Genomic DNA, 17,140 nt, shown 5'->3' with positions numbered 1-17,140 from the left:
TGGGAGCTTCACCATGTTGAACACCTTGCTGCCTGTTCTTTTGTTCGCGGCGCTGGGCCTGGCTTTGCTGGGCGCCCTGCGCCGGGTGAACATGTGGCGCCGCGGCCGTGCCTCCAAGGTCGACCTGCTCGGCGGCCTGCTGGCCATGCCCAAGCGCTACATGGTCGATCTGCACCACGTGGTGGCCCGCGACAAATACATCGCCAACACCCACGTCGCCACCGCCCTGGGCTTTGTGCTCTCGGCGTTGCTGGCGATTCTGGTGCACGGTTTCGGCCTGCATAACCGCATCCTCGGCTACGCCTTGCTGCTGGCGTCGGTGCTGATGTTTGTCGGCGCCACGTTTGTCTACCTGCGCCGTCGCAACCCGCCGTCGCGCCTGTCGAAAGGCCCGTGGATGCGCCTGCCGAAAAGCCTGATGGCGTTCTCGGTGAGCTTCTTCCTGGTGACTTTGCCGGTGGCCGGGATTCTGCCGGCCGACTTCGGCGGCTGGCTGCTGGCTGCATTACTGAGCCTGGGCGTGCTGTGGGGCGTGTCGGAAATGTTCTTCGGCATGACCTGGGGCGGCCCGATGAAACACGCCTTCGCCGGTGCGCTGCACCTGGCCTGGCACCGCCGCGCCGAACGCTTTGGTGGCGGCCGCTCCACCGGCCTGAAGCCGCTGGACTTGAGCGATAAAACCGCGCCGCTGGGCGTGGAAAAACCCAAGGACTTTACCTGGAACCAACTGCTCGGCTTCGACGCCTGCGTGCAGTGCGGCAAGTGCGAAGCCGCGTGCCCGGCGTTCGCCGCCGGCCAGCCGTTGAACCCGAAGAAATTGATCCAGGACATGGTCGTCGGCCTGGCCGGTGGCACTGATGCCAAGTTCGCCGGCAGCCCGTATCCCGGCAAACCGGTGGGCGAACACGGCGGCAACCCGCACCAGCCGATCGTCAACGGGCTGGTGGATGCCGAAACCCTGTGGTCATGCACCACCTGCCGCGCCTGCGTGGAAGAGTGCCCGATGATGATCGAGCACGTGGACGCCATCGTCGACATGCGCCGCCACCTCACCCTGGAAAAAGGCGCGACGCCGAACAAGGGTGCCGAAGTCCTGGAAAACCTGATCGCCACCGACAACCCCGGCGGTTTTGCACCGGGCGGCCGCCTGAATTGGGCGGCGGACCTGAACCTGCCGCTGTTCAGTGAAAAAGGCAGCGCCGACGTGTTGTTCTGGGTCGGCGACGGTGCCTTCGACATGCGCAACCAACGCACCCTGCGCGCCTTCGTCAAAGTACTGAAAGCGGCCAAGGTCGACTTCGCGGTGCTCGGCCTGGAAGAGCGCGACAGCGGCGACGTCGCGCGGCGTCTGGGCGATGAAGCCACGTTCCAACTGTTGGCCACGCGCAATATCCAGACCCTGGAAAAATACTGCTTCAAGCGCATCGTCACCTGTGACCCGCACAGCTTCCACGTACTGAAAAACGAGTACGGCGCCTTCAACGGTAACTATCGGGTGCAGCACCACAGCACCTTTATGGCCGAACTGATCGGCGAAGGCGCGTTGAACCTGGGTCAGCACAAAGGCAACAGCGTGACCTATCACGACCCTTGTTACCTGGGCCGTTACAACGGCGAATACGAGGCGCCGCGCCAAGTGCTGCGCGCGCTGGGCATCGAGGTCAAGGAAATGCAACGCTCGGGCTTCCGCTCACGCTGCTGCGGTGGCGGTGGCGGTGCACCGATCACCGACATTCCCGGCAAGCAACGTATTCCCGACATGCGCATGGACGACATCCGCGAAACCGGCGCCGAGCTGGTGGCCGTGGGTTGCCCGCAGTGCACGGCGATGCTGGAAGGCGTGGTTGAACCACGCCCATTGATCAAGGACATCGCCGAACTGGTGGCTGACGCTTTGCTTGAGGACGCAGCACCGGCCAAGTCTGCAACCCAACGTGAACCTGCGGAGGTGCATTGATGAGCGATATTATCCGCCGCGACCCACGGGCCGAATGGATCGCCCGTAACCGCCTGCACCCACTGCATGCGGCGATGCAGCCGCAGCAACACAGCTGGATGGGACCCAACGGCGTCATCCGCAAGAACGTACATGGGGTCGGTTTTATCGGCCCTAACGGTATCAAGCGTATCGACCGCAGCGGTGCCCAGCAGGGCGGCGCGGCCAAGCGCACAGCGGCGGTGGAGGTGCTGTTGCCATTGCATCAGGTGCCAGCGCCAGCGTTTTACATCAGCGTGGTGCCGGACATGGTCGGCGGCCGCCTGAGCAGCCACGACCGCGACGTGCTCGGCTTGGCGCGGCAACTCGCCGGCAGCGACGGCGCCGTGCTGGCGGTGGTGTTTGGCGAACACAAGGAAAGTGCCTTTGCCACGGCGGGCGTTGATCGCCTGCTGGTGTTGGAAGGTCACGCATTCGACGGTTATTCACCGGAGCAACGCGTGCAAGGCCTGCGGGCTGTGGATAACCAGTTCAACCCGCGCCACTGGCTGCTGCCGGACAGCCGCAGCGGCGGTGGTGAGCTGGGGCGGCGCTTTGCCGCGAGCCTCAAGGAACGCCCGGCTACCCGGGTGTGGCAGATCAAGGGCGAGGAGTGCATCGGCCGCGCGGGTGCGGGCCAGGAAGACCTGGCCCGGCCATTGCCGCGCCTGATCCTGGCGGCCGTGGAGTGCGCCGAACCGGTCAGCGAAACACGTCACGAAGCGTTGCCCGTGGAGTTATCCACACCCTTGGCGCGCAGCTTGCCGCGTATTGAAGACCTCGGCGCGGTGGCGGTGGACCCCGGCGCGACTCCCATGGCCGAAGCGGAGTTTATTTTCTCCGGCGGCAATGGCGTGAAGGACTGGGCACTGTTCCACCGGACCGCCGCGGCGCTGGGCGCCACCGAAGGCGCCTCGCGGGTGGCGGTGGACGATGGCTTTATGGCGCGTGATCGACAGGTCGGCGCCAGTGGCACCTGGGTCACGGCGCGGGTTTACGTGGCCGTGGGCATTTCCGGGGCGATCCAGCACCTGCAAGGCATTGGCGCCTGCGACAAGGTGGTGGCAATCAACCTCGACCCCGGCTGCGACATGATCAAGCGTGCCGACCTGTCGGTGATCGGCGAGAGCGCCGCGATTCTGCAAGCCTTGATCGCTGCGGTCGAGGCCTACCGTAACGGCGCCAAGCGCGATGCGGCTTAAGGACATGACCATGACAACGCCTGTAATCAGCTTGGTATCCATCGGCGCCCACCCCACTTCCGGCCGGCCACGCCGCGCGGAGCAGGATGCCCGCGCCGTCGAGTTGGGCCTGCAAATGGCAGGGGATAAGTTGCAGGTGCTGCACGCCGGCAACATTCACGAGCCGACGTTGCGCAGTTACCTGGGCATGGGTTTGGCGCAATTGCACGTGCTTGAGCAGCCGGCCGGCGCTGACGCCTTGCCGGCCCTCAGCGATTACCTGCGCGATGCCGGTGCCCAGGTGGTGCTCACCGGCAGCCAGGCGGAAACCGGCGAGGGCTCGGGCATGTTGCCGTTTCTGCTGGCCGAGCAACTGGGCTGGCCGCTGATTGTCGGGCTGGCGCAGGTGGAGTCCATCGACGGCGGCATCGCCCACGTGCTGCAAGCCTTGCCGCGCGGCCAACGGCGGCGCTTGAAAGTGCGCCTGCCGTTTCTGGCCACGGTGGATAACGCCGCGCCCAAGCCACGGCAAAGCGCCTACGGGCCTGGGCAGCGCGGCGAATTGGCCGCCCATGACGTCGAGATCGAGCAGGACGAGTTATTCACAGGTGCGGTGCTGCAGCCGGCCAAGCCTCGGCCCAAGCGCCTCAAGGTGATCAAGGCCAAGAGCGGCGCCGACCGTATGAAGGCCGCCACGGCCAAGGCCAGCGGCGGCGGTGGACAAGTGCTCAAAGGGGTGAGCCCCGAGGCGGGTGCCGAGGCCATTCTCAAGCTGCTTATTGAAGAAGGCGTGGTGCGCTGATGCCCTGTGGGAGCTGGCTTGCCTGCGATAGCCTCACGTCGGTCTAACTGATAAACCGAGTTGCCTGCATCGCGGGCAAGCCCGGCTCCCACATTTGATTAGTGGGCTTACCCACAATCCCTGTTGATCCACCTGTGGATAACCTGTTCGCGGCTGTCCACACTCCCTGTATATCAAGCCCTGCAGCCCGCTGTACGAAAAACAACCAGCCTAACCGACGGTTTTTGCTTGGGTTTTTCCACAAGCGTGGGCATCGCCCGAGACACACTTGCCCCCATAGTCTGTTGGCGCTTCTGTGGATAAGATGTTCGCTATCGGCTACAGGCCTTATAAACAAAGGCTTTCAATAGGTTGTTCAAAATATGATCAATTTGTCTGGTTTGCCGACGAAAACCCCTGAATCGCCTGAATTGTGAAGCTTTGACGCGGTTTTCCACAGCATTGATAAAGTTGCCCCCAAAGTCTGTTGGTGCTTCTGTGGATAAGGTGTTTGCGTACTTCTACAGGCCATGCAATTAGAGGCTTTCAGAGGTCTGGTTAATAAATGATCAGGTGCTGTGAAAACTGCAAGACTTGAATAAGTCACGGATTTTCTTCATTTAATTCAAAGGGGAAGGAGCACTTGCCCACAATTGCTGTGGGTGGCTTTGTGGATAAGTTGTTGGGCGAAGGCTGGAGGGCAGGGCTGTAAAGGGTTGCAAGGCAGTTGATCAACTTTTGAACAGTGCGCAAACCTATTGTGGGAGCGGGCTTGCTCGCGAAAGCGGTGTGTCAGTCGCCAGATGGGCTGGCTGATCCGCCGCATTCGCGGGCAAGCCCGCTCCCACATTTTGATCGGTCGCGTGTCAGTTACTCGTGTACGGCCACGCCCTTGAGATACGGCGCAGGCGCAGCGCCCAGGTTGCTCAGCAAACGCTCGCTGTACCAATCCACAAAATTCACCACACCAAACTCATACGTCTTGGAGTAAGGCCCTGGCTGATAGGCGGTGGAGTTGATCCCGCGCTGGTTTTCTTCAGCCAGGCGACGGTCTTGGTCGTTGGTGGCGTCCCACACCTTGCGCATGCGCTCCACGTCGTAGTCCACGCCTTCGACGGCGTCCTTGTGCACGATCCACTTGGTGGTAACCATGGTTTCCTGGGCGCTGATCGGCCACACGGTGAACACGATGATGTGATCGCCCATGCAGTGGTTCCACGAGTGCGGCAAGTGCAGGATGCGCATCGAGCCCAGGTCCGGGTTCTTGATGCGGCCCATCAGCTTGTTGCAGCCTTGTTTGCCGTCCAGGGTCATCGACACCGTGCCCTTGAGCAGTGGCATGCGCACGATGCGGTTACGCAGGCCGAAGCTGGCGTGGGCGTAAGGGATCTTCTCGGCATCCCACGCGGCGGCGGAAGCGGCGACGTGGTCCTTGAAGGCCTGGTCGGCGCGCGGGTCGGTGACGTCGTCCCACTCCAGCAGGGTTTTCAACAGTTCCGGGTGCGAGGCGTTGCAGTGGTAGCACTCGCGGTTGTTTTCCAGCACCAGCTTCCAGTTGGCCTTTTCGAACAAGGTGGTCTGGATCGCCACCTTGGTGTTTTCCATGTCGTAGGGTTCCATGTAGTGGTTCAGCGTCGACAGGAAGTCGTCGATGGCCGGCGGGTTCTCGGCCAGGCTGATGAAGATGTAGCCGCCGGCGGTCTTCACGTTCACGGGTTTCAAGCCGTACTGCTTCATGTCGAAGTCGGCGCCCATCTCGGTGCCGGCGAACAGCAGGCGGCCGTCCAGCTCGTAGGTCCACTGGTGGTAGTGGCAGACGAGTTTGGCGACCTTGCCCTTGTCGCTGGTGCACAGGCGTGAGCCACGGTGACGGCACACGTTGTGAAAGGCATGCACCACGCCCTCGGCGCCACGGATCACGATGATCGGGTTCTTGCCCACTTGCAGGGTCAGGTAGTTGCCCTTGGTGGGAATCTCGCAGGTCATGCCGGCGATCAACCACTCTTTCTGGAAGATCTCCTGCATGTCGATATCAAACAGCCGCTCGTCAGAGTAAAACGGCTGCGGCAGCGAAAAAGTGCGCTCGCGCTCTTGCAGCATTTGCGCGGTGGCCTTGCGTGCGGGTTCCAGCGGATCGCCCAAGCTTAAGGTTGCGGTGACGTCCATCGTGTGTGTCCTCAGGGCCATTCTGTGTGGCCGGCGAAAAGTGGCTAATCAGGTTTTGCAGCAAGGCGTAAAGAAAGCGTCTGTGTTGGGAGCGAGTGTGGGCCCGGCAAAGGCCAGAACCTTGTCCATTAGCGACATGGCCCACTCTGATCCCGACGCGCAACCCCCGTGGTATGGGGGCTGGTCGCGATAAGTATGTGAATGTCGCAGATAGGTAAATGGACGCTTCTCGCGTTACGCAGAATCGCCACCATCAGGCCGATATACGGCTGCGGAGAACAGCATGTCCAACAGCTTCCTGAATCCGGTCACCACCCAGACCTGGGCCAATGGTCGGCACATTGTCCGTTGCGTCAAAGTCATCCAGGAAACCTGGGACGTGCGCACCTTCTGCTTTATGGCCGACCAGCCGATCCTGTTCTTTTTCAAGCCGGGGCAGTTCGTCACCCTGGAGCTGGAAATCGACGGCCAGCCGATCATGCGCTCCTACACCATCTCCAGTTCACCGTCGGTGCCGTACAGCTTTTCGGTGACGATCAAGCGCGTGCCGGGCGGCAAAGTCTCCAACTGGCTGCACGACACGCTGCACGAAGGCCAGGAGCTGGCGGTGCACGGGCCGGTGGGGCTGTTCAATGCCATCGATTTCAGCAACCCGAAAGTGCTGTATCTGAGCGGCGGCGTCGGCATCACGCCGGTGATGTCCATGGCGCGTTGGTATTACGACACCAACGCCAATGTCGACATGACGTTTATCCACAGCGCGCGCTCGCCCAAAGACATCATTTACCACCGCGAGCTGGAACACATGGCGTCGCGAATCGACAACTTCAGCCTGCACCTGATCTGTGAAAAACACGGCCTCGGCGAGCCCTGGGCCGGTTATCGCGGCTACCTGAACCACAAGATGCTCGAACTGATGGTGCCGGACTTCCTTGAGCGCGAAGTGTTCTGCTGCGGCCCTACGCCGTACATGAACGCGGTGAAGCGTCTGCTGGAAGTGGCGGGCTTTGACATGACGCGCTACCACGAGGAGTCCTTCGGCGCGACGCCGCCGGAAGCGCGTGCCGACGCGGTGGAGCAAGCCGAACAGGCCGCCGACGCCCCCGAAATCGACTTGGCCGATCTGCATCAGGTGGAGTTCATTGCGTCGGGCAAGAGCATTCGCGTGGCGCCGGGCGAAACCGTCCACGCCGCTGCGGCCAAGCTTGGTTTGCTGATTCCCAAAGCCTGCGGCATGGGCATCTGCGGCACCTGCAAGGTGATGAAGCTGGGCGGGGAGGTCGAGATGGACCACAACGGCGGGATTACCGAGGAAGACGAGGCCGAAGGCTACATCCTGTCGTGCTGCAGTGTGCCGAAGGGTGATGTGCGTATCGAGTTCTGATAGGCCGAACCCTCAAGCGGGCGGGGCAAATGTGGGAGGGGGCTTGCCCCCGATGGCAGTGGAACAGTCACTGATGCATTGACTGAAAGACTGCTATCGGGGGCAGGCCCCCTCTCACATTTTGTTCAGTGGTGAATTCAGGCGCCCATCACTTCGCGTATATCGGCTGCCAATTCGCGCACGCGCTCTTCCTCGGTATCCCACGCACACATGAACCGCGCGCCACCTTTGCCGATGAAGGTGTAGAAGCGCCAGCCCTTGGCCGTCAGCGCCTCTATGGCCGCTTCCGAGAGCTGCAGGAACACGCCGTTGGCTTGCACCGGGAACATTAACTCCACACCAGGAATGTCCGCCACCAGGCTGCTCAGCAATTGCGCGCAGTGGTTGGCGTGGCGGGCGTGTTTGAGCCAGGCGTCGTTTTCCAGCAGGCCCACCCACGGCGCCGAGAGGAAGCGCATTTTCGACGCCAACTGACCGGCCTGTTTGCAGCGGTAATCGAAGTCTTCAGCCAATTTGTGGTTGAAGAACAGGATGGCTTCACCCACCGCCATGCCGTTTTTCGTGCCGCCGAAGCACAATACGTCCACGCCGGCTTTCCACGTCAGGTCGGCCGGGGAGCAGCCGAGGAACGCGCAGGCGTTGGAGAAACGTGCGCCGTCCATGTGCAGGTTCAGGCCCAGTTCCTTGCAGGTGGCACTGATCGCGCGGATTTCTTGCGGGGTGTACACGCTGCCGACTTCGGTGGCTTGGGTCAGGGTGACCACGCGTGGTTTGGGGTAGTGAATGTCCTGGCGCTTGAGCGCGATCTCGCGGATCGACTCGGGGGTCAGCTTGCCGTTTTCAGTGCGGGCGGTGAGCAGCTTGGAGCCGTTGGAGAAAAACTCCGGCGCGCCGCATTCGTCGGTTTCGACGTGGGCGGTTTCCGAGCAAATCACGCTATGGTAGCTCTGGCACAGCGAGGACAACGCCAGGGAGTTGGCGGCGGTGCCGTTGAAGGCGAAGAATACTTCGCAGTCGGTCTCGAACAGATTGCGGAAACCGTCGGCGGCGCGGTGGGTCCATTCATCATCGCCGTAGGCGCGCTGATGGCCCTGGTTGGCGAGTTCCATGGCGGCCCAGGCTTCCGGGCAAATGCCGGAATAGTTGTCGCTGGCGAATTGTTGGCTCTTGTCGGTCATGGCCCATTCCTGTGGTCGATGTTGGTGCGCACTGTAACCAAGAATGTTGGGCGGGCGCACGCACTGTAAATGCAAAGTCACTGGGGAATTATGCACGGTACTGAAACGATTCCTGCCAAGCACGCGCGCGATGGCGCCCTGGACCTGCTCAAGTGGCTGGCGCTGCTGAGCATGGTCCTGGATCACCTACGCTATGTCGGCTTGAGCCTGGATGGCCTGTACGTGCCGGGGCGCCTGGCATTCCCCTGGTTTTGCCTGGCGATTGCGGCGAACCTGCACCGGGTCAAAGATGCGCCGGTAACGGGCCAATGGCGTTACCTGGGCTGGTTGTTGCTGTTCAGTGTGATCAGTGAAGTACCGTACCGACTGTTTATCGACGATGCCGATACCTTGAACGTGTTGCCGACTCTGGCGCTGGGTCTGCTGGTTGCCCGAGGATGGCAGCAGAAGGCGCTTGTTGATCGAGGATTGGCGCTGATTGCCCTCGTGCTGGGCGTGGTGTTTTCCACTCAACTGATGTTCGGGATTTTCGGTGTATTGCTGCCGCTGGCGATGCTGCTGGTGTTCAGTCGGCCATGGTATTTCGGTGTGTTGCCGGGGTTGGTCTGCGTGGCGGCGAATCAATGGCAGATTTTGCTCAACAGCGGCTCAACCGTGGCGCTGACCGGGTTGGCCGCCTGCCTGATCGCACCTTTGGCTGGCGTGGTCTTATTGCGACATGCCCAAAACGTCTCGCCGCCCGCCATGCGGCGCTGGGCGTATGCACTCTATCCCGTGCATTTTCTGCTGCTGCTACTCGTGCGCCAGATCATCGCCTAACCCCTGTGGGAGGGAGCTTGCCCCCGATTGCGGTGTGTCAGCCAGCCTAGGTGCGAGCTGATCAACCGCTATCGGGGGCAAGCCCCCTCCCACATTTGCGACACGCCAACCCTGTGACGCCGCCGCCCATGCGGCGCTGGGCGTATGCACTCTATCCCGCGCATTTCCTGCTGCTGCTACTCGTGCGCCAGATCATCGCCTAACCCCTGTGGGAGGGGGCTTGCCCCCGATTGCGGTGTGTCAGCCTGCCTAGGTGCGAGCTGATCCGCCGCTATCGGGGGCAAGCCCCCTCCCACATTTGCGACACGCCAACCCTGTGACGCCACCGCCCATGCGGCGCTGGGCGTATGCCCTCTATGCCGTGCATTTCCTGCTGCTGCTACTCGTGCGCCAGATCATCGCCTAACCCCTGTGGGAGGGGGCAAGCCCCCTCCCACATTTGCGACACGCCAACCCTGTGACGCCGCCGCACATGCGGCGCTGGGCGTATGCCCTCTATCCCGTGCATTTCCTGCTGCTGCTACTCGTGCGCCAGATCATCGCCTAACCTCTGTGGGAGGGGGCTTGCCCCCGATTGCGGTGTGTCAGCCAGCCTAGGTGCAAGCTGATCCGCCGCTATCGGGGGCAAGCCCCCTCCCACATTTGCGACACGCCAACCCTGTGACGCCGCCCGCCATGCGGCGCTGGGCGTATGCACTCAATCCCGAGCATTTTCTGCTGCTGCTACTCGTGCGCCAGATCATCGCCTAACCCCTGTGGGAGGGGGCTTGCCCCCGATTGCGGTGTGTCAGCCAGCCTAGGTGCAAGCTGATCCGCCGCTATCGTGGGCAAGCCCCCTCCCACATTTGATCGGTGTTGTTGCCGCTATGTCGTAAACGCACCTTTGCGTGGCGTCCGTAGGCATTTGACCTGTCTGCGCCAGCCCTACCATCGCATCAAAGGCCCTGCACGGGCCTCAACAATACGAAAGGCTGGGAGAGACGCGATGTTCAGCAAAAAAGACCAGATCCAGGGATATGACGACGCCTTGCTGGCGGCGATGAATGCCGAGGAGCAGCGTCAGGAAGATCATATCGAGCTGATCGCGTCCGAGAACTACACCAGCAAACGCGTGATGGAAGCTCAGGGCAGCGGCCTCACCAACAAATACGCCGAAGGCTACCCCGGCAAGCGCTACTACGGCGGCTGCGAGCATGTGGACAAGGTTGAAGCCCTGGCCATCGAGCGCGCCAAGCAGCTGTTCGGCGCCGATTACGCCAACGTGCAGCCGCACTCCGGCTCGTCCGCCAACAGCGCGGTGTACCTGGCGCTGCTGAACGCCGGCGACACCATCCTCGGCATGAGCCTGGCCCATGGCGGTCACTTGACCCATGGCGCCAAAGTGTCGTCCTCGGGCAAGCTGTACAACGCGGTGCAATACGGCATCAACACTGACACCGGCCTGATCGACTACGACGAAGTCGAGCGCCTGGCGGTGGAGCACAAGCCGAAGATGGTGGTGGCCGGTTTCTCCGCTTACTCCAAAACCCTGGATTTCCCGCGTTTCCGCGCGATCGCCGACAAGGTTGGCGCGCTGCTGTTCGTCGACATGGCCCACGTCGCCGGCTTGGTGGCCGCCGGTTTGTACCCGAACCCGCTGCCGTATGCCGATGTGGTCACTACCACCACCCACAAAACCCTGCGCGGTCCGCGTGGCGGCTTGATCCTGGCCAAGGCCAACGAAGAGATTGAGAAAAAACTCAACGCCGCCGTATTCCCCGGCGCCCAGGGCGGCCCGCTGATGCATGTGATCGCCGGCAAGGCGGTGTGCTTCAAGGAAGCGGCGGAGCCTGGCTTCAAGGTCTACCAGCAACAAGTGATCGAAAACGCCCAGGCCATGGCCAGTGTGTTTATCAAACGTGGCTACGACGTGGTGTCCGGCGGCACCGACAACCACCTGTTCCTGGTCAGCCTGATCCGTCAGGGCCTCACCGGCAAAGAGGCGGACGCCGCCCTTGGTCGCGCCCACATCACCGTCAACAAGAACGCCGTGCCGAATGACCCGCAGTCGCCGTTCGTGACCTCGGGCCTGCGCATCGGCACCCCGGCGGTGACCACACGTGGCTTCAAAGTGCCGCAGTGCATTGAGCTGGCCGGCTGGATCTGCGACATCCTCGACAACCTCGGCGACGCCGATGTCGAGGCCAACGTGGCCAAGCACGTGTCTGCCCTGTGCGCTGATTTCCCGGTTTATCGCTGAGCGCGGTTTTGGAGTAATGACTATGCAACGCTACTCGGGCTTCGGCCTCTTCAAGCACTCACTCAGCCACCACGAAAACTGGCAGAAGATGTGGCGCACGCCCACACCGAAAAAGGTCTACGACGTGGTCATCGTCGGCGGCGGCGGGCATGGTCTGGCGACCGCCTACTATCTGGCCAAAGAACACGGCATCACCAATGTGGCCGTGGTCGAGAAAGGCTGGCTGGGCGGCGGTAACACCGCGCGCAACACCACCATCGTGCGTTCCAACTACCTGTGGGACGAGTCGGCGCACCTGTACGAACACGCGATGAAACTGTGGGAAGGCCTGTCCCAGGACCTGAACTACAACGTGATGTTCTCCCAGCGTGGCGTCTACAACCTGTGCCACACCCTGCAAGACATCCGTGACTCCGAGCGCCGCGTCAGCGCCAACCGCCTCAACGGCGTGGACGGCGAACTGCTCAACGCCAAACAAGTGGCCGACGAGATCCCGTACCTCGACTGCTCGAAAAACACCCGCTACCCGGTACTCGGCGCCACCGTGCAACGGCGCGGCGGCGTGGCCCGTCACGATGCTGTGGCGTGGGGTTTTGCGCGAGCTGCCGACGCCCTCGGCGTGGACTTGATCCAGCAGACCGAAGTGATCGGCTTTCGCAAGGAAAACGGCGTGTGCATCGGTGTGGAAACCAACAAGGGCTTTATCGGCGCCAAGCGTGTCGGCGTAGTGACGGCCGGTAACTCCGGGCACATGGCTTCGCTCGCGGGCTTCCGCCTGCCGATCGAATCCCACCCGCTGCAAGCGCTCGTTTCCGAGCCGATCAAGCCGATTATCGACAGCGTGATCATGTCCAACGCCGTGCACGGTTACATCAGCCAGTCCGACAAGGGCGACCTGGTGATCGGCGCCGGCATCGACGGCTACAACGGCTATGGCCAGCGCGGCTCGTACCCGGTGATCGAACACACCATTCAGGCCATCGTCGAGATGTTCCCGGTGCTGTCGCGCGTACGCATGAACCGTCAATGGGGCGGCATCGTCGACACCACGCCGGACGCCTGCCCGATCATCTCCAAGACGCCAGTGCCGAACATGTTCTTCAACTGCGGTTGGGGCACCGGTGGCTTCAAGGCCACGCCGGGCTCAGGCAACGTGTTTGCCGCCAGCCTCGCCAAGGGTGAAATGCACCCGCTGGCCGCGCCTTTCTCCATCGACCGTTTCCACAACGGTGCGTTGATCGACGAACACGGCGCTGCGGCCGTCGCCCACTAACAGGAGAAATTTCCTATGTTGCATATCTTCTGTCCTCACTGTGGCGAACTGCGCTCCGAAGAGGAATTCCACGCGTCCGGCCAAGCGCACATCCCGCGCCCGCTGGACCCGAATGCCTGCACCGATGAGCAGTGGGGCGACTACATGTTCTTCCGCGATAACCCCCGTGGCCTGCACCACGAGCTGTGGATTCACGCCGCCGGTTGCCGCCAGTATTTCAACGCCACGCGCGACACCCTGACCTACGAAATTCTTGAAACCTACAAGATTGGCGAGAAGCCGCAATTCACCGCCAAGGCTTCTGGAGAGAAGGTATGAGCCAGATCAATCGCCTGTCCAACGGTGGCCGCATCGACCGCAACAAAGTCCTGACCTTCAGCTTCAACGGCCAGAGCTACAAGGGCTTTGAGGGCGACACGCTGGCCGCCGCCTTGCTGGCCAATGGCGTCGACATCATCGGCCGCAGCTTCAAGTACTCGCGCCCGCGCGGCATCTTTGCCGCCGGTGCCGAAGAGCCGAACGCGGTGCTGCAGATCGGCGCCACCGAAGCCACGCAAATCCCTAACGTGCGTGCCACGCAACAGGCGCTTTACCAGGGTTTGGTCGCCACCAGCACCAACGGCTGGCCGAGCGTGAACAACGACATGATGGGCATTCTCGGCAAGGTCGGCGGCAAGCTGATGCCACCGGGTTTCTACTACAAAACCTTCATGTACCCGCAATCGTTCTGGATGACGTACGAGAAGTACATTCGCAAGGCAGCAGGTCTGGGGCGCTCGCCCACCGAGAACGACCCGGACACCTACGACAACTTCAACCGTCATTGTGACGTGCTGGTCGTTGGCGCAGGCCCTGCCGGTTTATCGGCCGCCCTGGCGGCTGCGCGCAGCGGCGCGCGAGTGATCATCGCCGACGAGCAGGAAGAATTCGGCGGCTCGCTGCTGGATTCGCGCGAAAGCCTCGACGGCAAGCCGGCCACCGAGTGGGTTGCCAGTGTGATCGCTGAGCTCAAGGCTCTGCCGGACGTGGTGCTGCTGCCTCGCGCCACCGTCAACGGTTACCACGACCACAACTTCCTGACCATTCACGAACGCCTCACCGACCACCTCGGTGACCGTGCGCCGATTGGCGTGGTGCGTCAGCGCATCCACCGTGTGCGCGCCAAGCGCGTGGTGCTGGCGACCGGTGCCTGCGAGCGCCCGCTGGTGTACGGCAACAACGACGTGCCGGGCAACATGCTCGCCGGCGCGGTCTCGACTTACGTGCGTCGTTACGGCGTGGCACCCGGTAAAAAGCTGGTGCTCTCGACCAACAATGACCACGCCTACCGCGTGGCGCTGGACTGGTTCGACGCGGGCCTCACCGTCGTCGCCGTGGCCGATGCGCGCCACAACCCTCGCGGTGCGCTGGTGGAAGAAGCCCGCGCCAAAGGCATTCGCATCCTCACCGGCAGCGCCGTGATCGAAGCGCGTGGCAGCAAGCACGTGACCGCTGCTCGCGTCGCCGCCATTGACGTTAAAGCGCACAAAGTCACCAGCCCCGGTGAGTGGCTGGACTGCGACCTGGTCGCCAGCTCCGGCGGCTACAGCCCGGTGGTTCACTTGGCCTCGCACTTGGGCGGCAAGCCAACCTGGCGTGAAGACATCCTCGGTTTCGTACCGGGCGAAGCACCGCAAAAACGCGTGTGCGTCGGTGGGATCAATGGCGTCTACGGCCTTGGCGATTCCCTGGCCGATGGCTTTGAAGGCGGCGTGCGCGCGGCCAGCGAAGCCGGTTTTGCGCCGGTGGAAGGCACGCTGCCCAAAGCCTTGAGCCGTCTGGAAGAGCCGACCCTGGCGCTGTTCCAAGTGCCTCACGAGAAAGCCACTGCACGGGCGCCGAAGCAATTTGTCGACCTGCAAAACGACGTCACCGCCGCCGCTATCGAACTGGCGACCCGCGAAGGGTTCGAGTCGGTCGAGCACGTCAAACGCTATACCGCGCTGGGGTTCGGCACTGACCAGGGCAAGCTCGGCAACGTCAACGGCCTGGCCATCGCGGCCCGATCGCTGAACGTGACCATCCCGCAGATGGGCACCACGATGTTCCGCCCCAACTACACGCCGGTCACCTTCGGCGCCGTAGCGGGCCGCCACTGTGGGCACATCTTCGAACCGGTGCGCTACACCGCGCTGCACGCCTGGCACGTGAAAAACGGCGCCGAGTTTGAAGACGTCGGCCAGTGGAAACGCCCGTGGTACTTCCCGCGCAACGGTGAAGACCTGCACGCCGCCGTCAAACGCGAATGCCTGGCGGTGCGCGACAGCGTCGGCCTCCTGGATGCGTCGACCCTCGGCAAGATCGACATTCAAGGCCCGGATGCCCGCGAGTTCCTCAACCGCATCTACAGCAATGCCTGGACCAAGCTCGACGTGGGCAAGGCGCGCTACGGCCTGATGTGCAAGGAAGACGGCATGGTCTTCGACGACGGCGTGACCGCCTGCCTCGCTGACAACCACTTCCTGATGACCACCACCACCGGCGGCGCCGCGCGCGTATTGCAATGGCTGGAGATCTATCAACAGACCGAGTGGCCAGACCTGAAGGTGTACTTCACTTCGGTCACCGACCACTGGGCAACCATGACCCTGTCCGGCCCCAACAGCCGCAAGCTGCTGGCCGAAGTGACTGATATCGACCTGGACAAGGACGGCTTCCCGTTCATGACCTGGAAAGAAGGCCTGGTCGGCGGCGTGCCGGCGCGGGTGTTCCGTATCTCGTTTACCGGCGAGCTGTCGTTTGAGGTCAACGTGCAGGCCGACTACGCCATGGGCGTGCTCGAGCAGATCGTCGAGGCGGGCAAAAAGTACAACCTGACCCCGTACGGCACCGAGACCATGCACGTGCTGCGGGCCGAGAAGGGTTTCATCATCGTCGGCCAGGACACCGACGGCTCGATGACCCCGGACGACCTGAACATGGGCTGGTGTGTAGGCCGCACCAAACCGTTCTCTTGGATCGGCTGGCGCGGGATGAATCGCGAAGATTGTGTGCGTGAAGACCGCAAGCAACTGGTGGGCTTGAAGCCGATTGACCCGACGGTGTGGCTGCCGGAAGGCGCGCAGCTGGTGTTCGATCCGAAGCAGACGATCCCGATGAAGATGGTCGGCCACGTGACCTCAAGCTATGCGCATAACTCGCTGGGTTACTCGTTTGCGATGGCGGTGGTGAAGGGCGGTTTGAAGCGCATCGGCGAGCGGGTGTTCTCACCGCAGGCCGATGGCAGCGTGATCGAGGCGGAGATTGTGTCCTCGGTGTTCTTTGACCCCAAAGGTGAGCGGCAGAACATCTGATAGACCGAGGTGCCTGCATCGGGGGCAAGCCCCTCCCACATTGTGAAATGCATTCCCCTGTGGGAGGGGGCTTGCCCCCGATGAGGCCAGTAGCCCCACAACAGAATTCAGATAGGTGCTTTATGACAGCAGCCAATGTTTACCAACAACGCCCCACCGCCGGTGCCAAGGCCGAGTCGTCGCTGCACCATGCCGACCTCGCCAGCCTGGTGGGCAAGGGCCGCAAGAACGCCGGCGTGACCGTGCGTGAAAAGAAACTGCTCGGCCACCTGACCCTCCGTGGCGATGGCCACGATGCGGCCTTCGCTGCCGGCGTGCACAAAGCCCTCGGCATCGAACTGCCTGGCGCCCTGCAAGTCATCATCAACGGCGAAACCAGCCTGCAATGGCTCGGCCCGGATGAGTGGCTGCTGGTGGTGCCTAGCGGTGAAGAATTTGCCGCCGAACAAAACCTGCGGGCTGCCTTGGGCGACCTGCATATCCAGGTCGTCAACGTCAGCGGCGGTCAGCAGATCCTCGAACTCAGCGGCCCGAACGTGCGCGACGTGCTGATGAAGTCCACCAGCTACGACGTGCACCCCAACAACTTCCCGGTGGGCAAGGCGGTGGGCACGGTGTTCGCCAAGTCCCAACTGGTGATCCGCCACACGGCTGAAGACACTTGGGAACTGGTGATTCGTCGCAGCTTCTCGGACTACTGGTGGTTGTGGCTGCAAGATGCCTCGGCCGAATTCGGCCTGAGTGTTCAAGCCTGATCGAATGAACACCAGAGGGCTGTTGTGGCGAGGGGCTTGCCCCCCGTTGGAGCGCGC

At 62.4% G+C, this 17,140-nt stretch carries 12 protein-coding genes and 3 pseudogenes; 13 read left to right on the top strand and 2 right to left on the bottom strand.

Features of this window, described 5'->3' with window-relative positions; all coding sequences use genetic code 11:
* Positions 1-13 precede the first annotated feature (13 nt).
* The 3 genes from dgcB to etfB are packed head-to-tail and all read left to right on the top strand — an operon-like array spanning position 14 to position 3,958.
* Entirely contained in the window at positions 14-1,957 is a 1,944-nt protein-coding gene (gene dgcB / locus AACU78_RS07265) for a dimethylglycine demethylation protein DgcB (protein WP_106575590.1), read from the top strand.
* A complete protein-coding gene (gene etfA, locus AACU78_RS07260; protein WP_106575589.1) occupies positions 1,957-3,177 on the top strand; it encodes an electron transfer flavoprotein subunit alpha in 1,221 nt (406 codons plus the stop codon). Before dgcB ends, etfA begins: the two co-directional genes overlap by 1 nt.
* A gap of 10 nt (positions 3,178-3,187) precedes the next feature.
* Positions 3,188-3,958 carry an electron transfer flavoprotein subunit beta gene (gene etfB, locus AACU78_RS07255; protein WP_106575588.1) on the top strand — a complete coding sequence of 257 codons (771 nt, stop codon included), beginning with the start codon at positions 3,188-3,190 and terminating at the stop codon, positions 3,956-3,958.
* An 849-nt stretch (positions 3,959-4,807) separates the two neighbouring features.
* On the opposite strand, the gene gbcA is transcribed toward etfB, so the two are convergent.
* Positions 4,808-6,103: a glycine-betaine demethylase subunit GbcA gene (gbcA, locus tag AACU78_RS07250; RefSeq protein ID WP_106575586.1), complete on the bottom strand. Its 1,296-nt coding sequence runs from the start codon at positions 6,101-6,103 to the stop codon at positions 4,808-4,810.
* A 283-nt stretch (positions 6,104-6,386) separates the two neighbouring features.
* Here gbcA and gbcB point away from each other — a divergent pair, with 283 nt between their 5' ends.
* Positions 6,387-7,487, top strand: coding sequence for a glycine-betaine demethylase subunit GbcB (gbcB, locus tag AACU78_RS07245; RefSeq protein WP_106575585.1), 1,101 nt, complete (start codon positions 6,387-6,389; stop codon positions 7,485-7,487).
* A 137-nt stretch (positions 7,488-7,624) separates the two neighbouring features.
* On the opposite strand, the gene AACU78_RS07240 is transcribed toward gbcB, so the two are convergent.
* Positions 7,625-8,665 (bottom strand): threonine aldolase family protein, encoded by a 1,041-nt coding sequence (locus AACU78_RS07240; RefSeq protein WP_106575584.1) that lies wholly within the window; start codon positions 8,663-8,665, stop codon positions 7,625-7,627.
* Positions 8,666-8,755: 90 nt separating this feature from the next.
* On the opposite strand from AACU78_RS07240, the gene AACU78_RS07235 reads away from it, so the two are divergent.
* The 9 genes and pseudogenes from AACU78_RS07235 to AACU78_RS07190 all read left to right on the top strand — a co-directional run bounded on the left by AACU78_RS07235 (position 8,756) and on the right by AACU78_RS07190 (position 17,083).
* The gene (locus AACU78_RS07235) at positions 8,756-9,484 is read left to right on the top strand and encodes a TraX family protein (RefSeq protein WP_106575583.1); all 729 of its coding nucleotides are present in this window, start codon (positions 8,756-8,758) and stop codon (positions 9,482-9,484) included.
* Positions 9,485-9,579: 95 nt separating this feature from the next.
* Positions 9,580-9,687: pseudogene (locus AACU78_RS07230) on the top strand (TraX family protein); the annotation flags it as partial.
* 236 nt (positions 9,688-9,923) lie between these two features.
* Positions 9,924-10,031: pseudogene (locus tag AACU78_RS07220) on the top strand (TraX family protein); the annotation flags it as partial.
* Between the two features lie 86 nt (positions 10,032-10,117).
* Positions 10,118-10,234 (top strand): annotated as a pseudogene (locus AACU78_RS07215) (TraX family protein); the annotation flags it as partial.
* Between the two features lie 235 nt (positions 10,235-10,469).
* Positions 10,470-11,723: a serine hydroxymethyltransferase gene (gene glyA / locus AACU78_RS07210; protein ID WP_106575582.1), complete on the top strand. Its 1,254-nt coding sequence runs from the start codon at positions 10,470-10,472 to the stop codon at positions 11,721-11,723.
* 22 nt (positions 11,724-11,745) lie between these two features.
* Positions 11,746-12,996 (top strand): sarcosine oxidase subunit beta, encoded by a 1,251-nt coding sequence (locus AACU78_RS07205; RefSeq protein ID WP_010207084.1) that lies wholly within the window; start codon positions 11,746-11,748, stop codon positions 12,994-12,996.
* A gap of 15 nt (positions 12,997-13,011) precedes the next feature.
* The gene (locus AACU78_RS07200; protein ID WP_073525868.1) at positions 13,012-13,314 is read left to right on the top strand and encodes a sarcosine oxidase subunit delta; all 303 of its coding nucleotides are present in this window, start codon (positions 13,012-13,014) and stop codon (positions 13,312-13,314) included.
* Positions 13,311-16,328 (top strand): sarcosine oxidase subunit alpha, encoded by a 3,018-nt coding sequence (locus tag AACU78_RS07195; protein WP_106575581.1) that lies wholly within the window; start codon positions 13,311-13,313, stop codon positions 16,326-16,328. The genes AACU78_RS07200 and AACU78_RS07195 overlap by 4 nt, the downstream gene beginning before the upstream one ends.
* 122 nt (positions 16,329-16,450) lie before the next feature.
* Complete coding sequence (locus AACU78_RS07190) at positions 16,451-17,083, top strand: sarcosine oxidase subunit gamma (RefSeq protein ID WP_106575580.1); 633 nt, start codon at positions 16,451-16,453, stop codon at positions 17,081-17,083.
* The last annotated feature ends 57 nt before the right edge of the window (positions 17,084-17,140 follow it).

Source organism: Pseudomonas sp. R9.37, assembly GCF_963878885.1.
GTDB lineage: Bacteria > Pseudomonadota > Gammaproteobacteria > Pseudomonadales > Pseudomonadaceae > Aquipseudomonas.
This window is presented reverse-complemented; position numbering and strand designations above follow the sequence as displayed.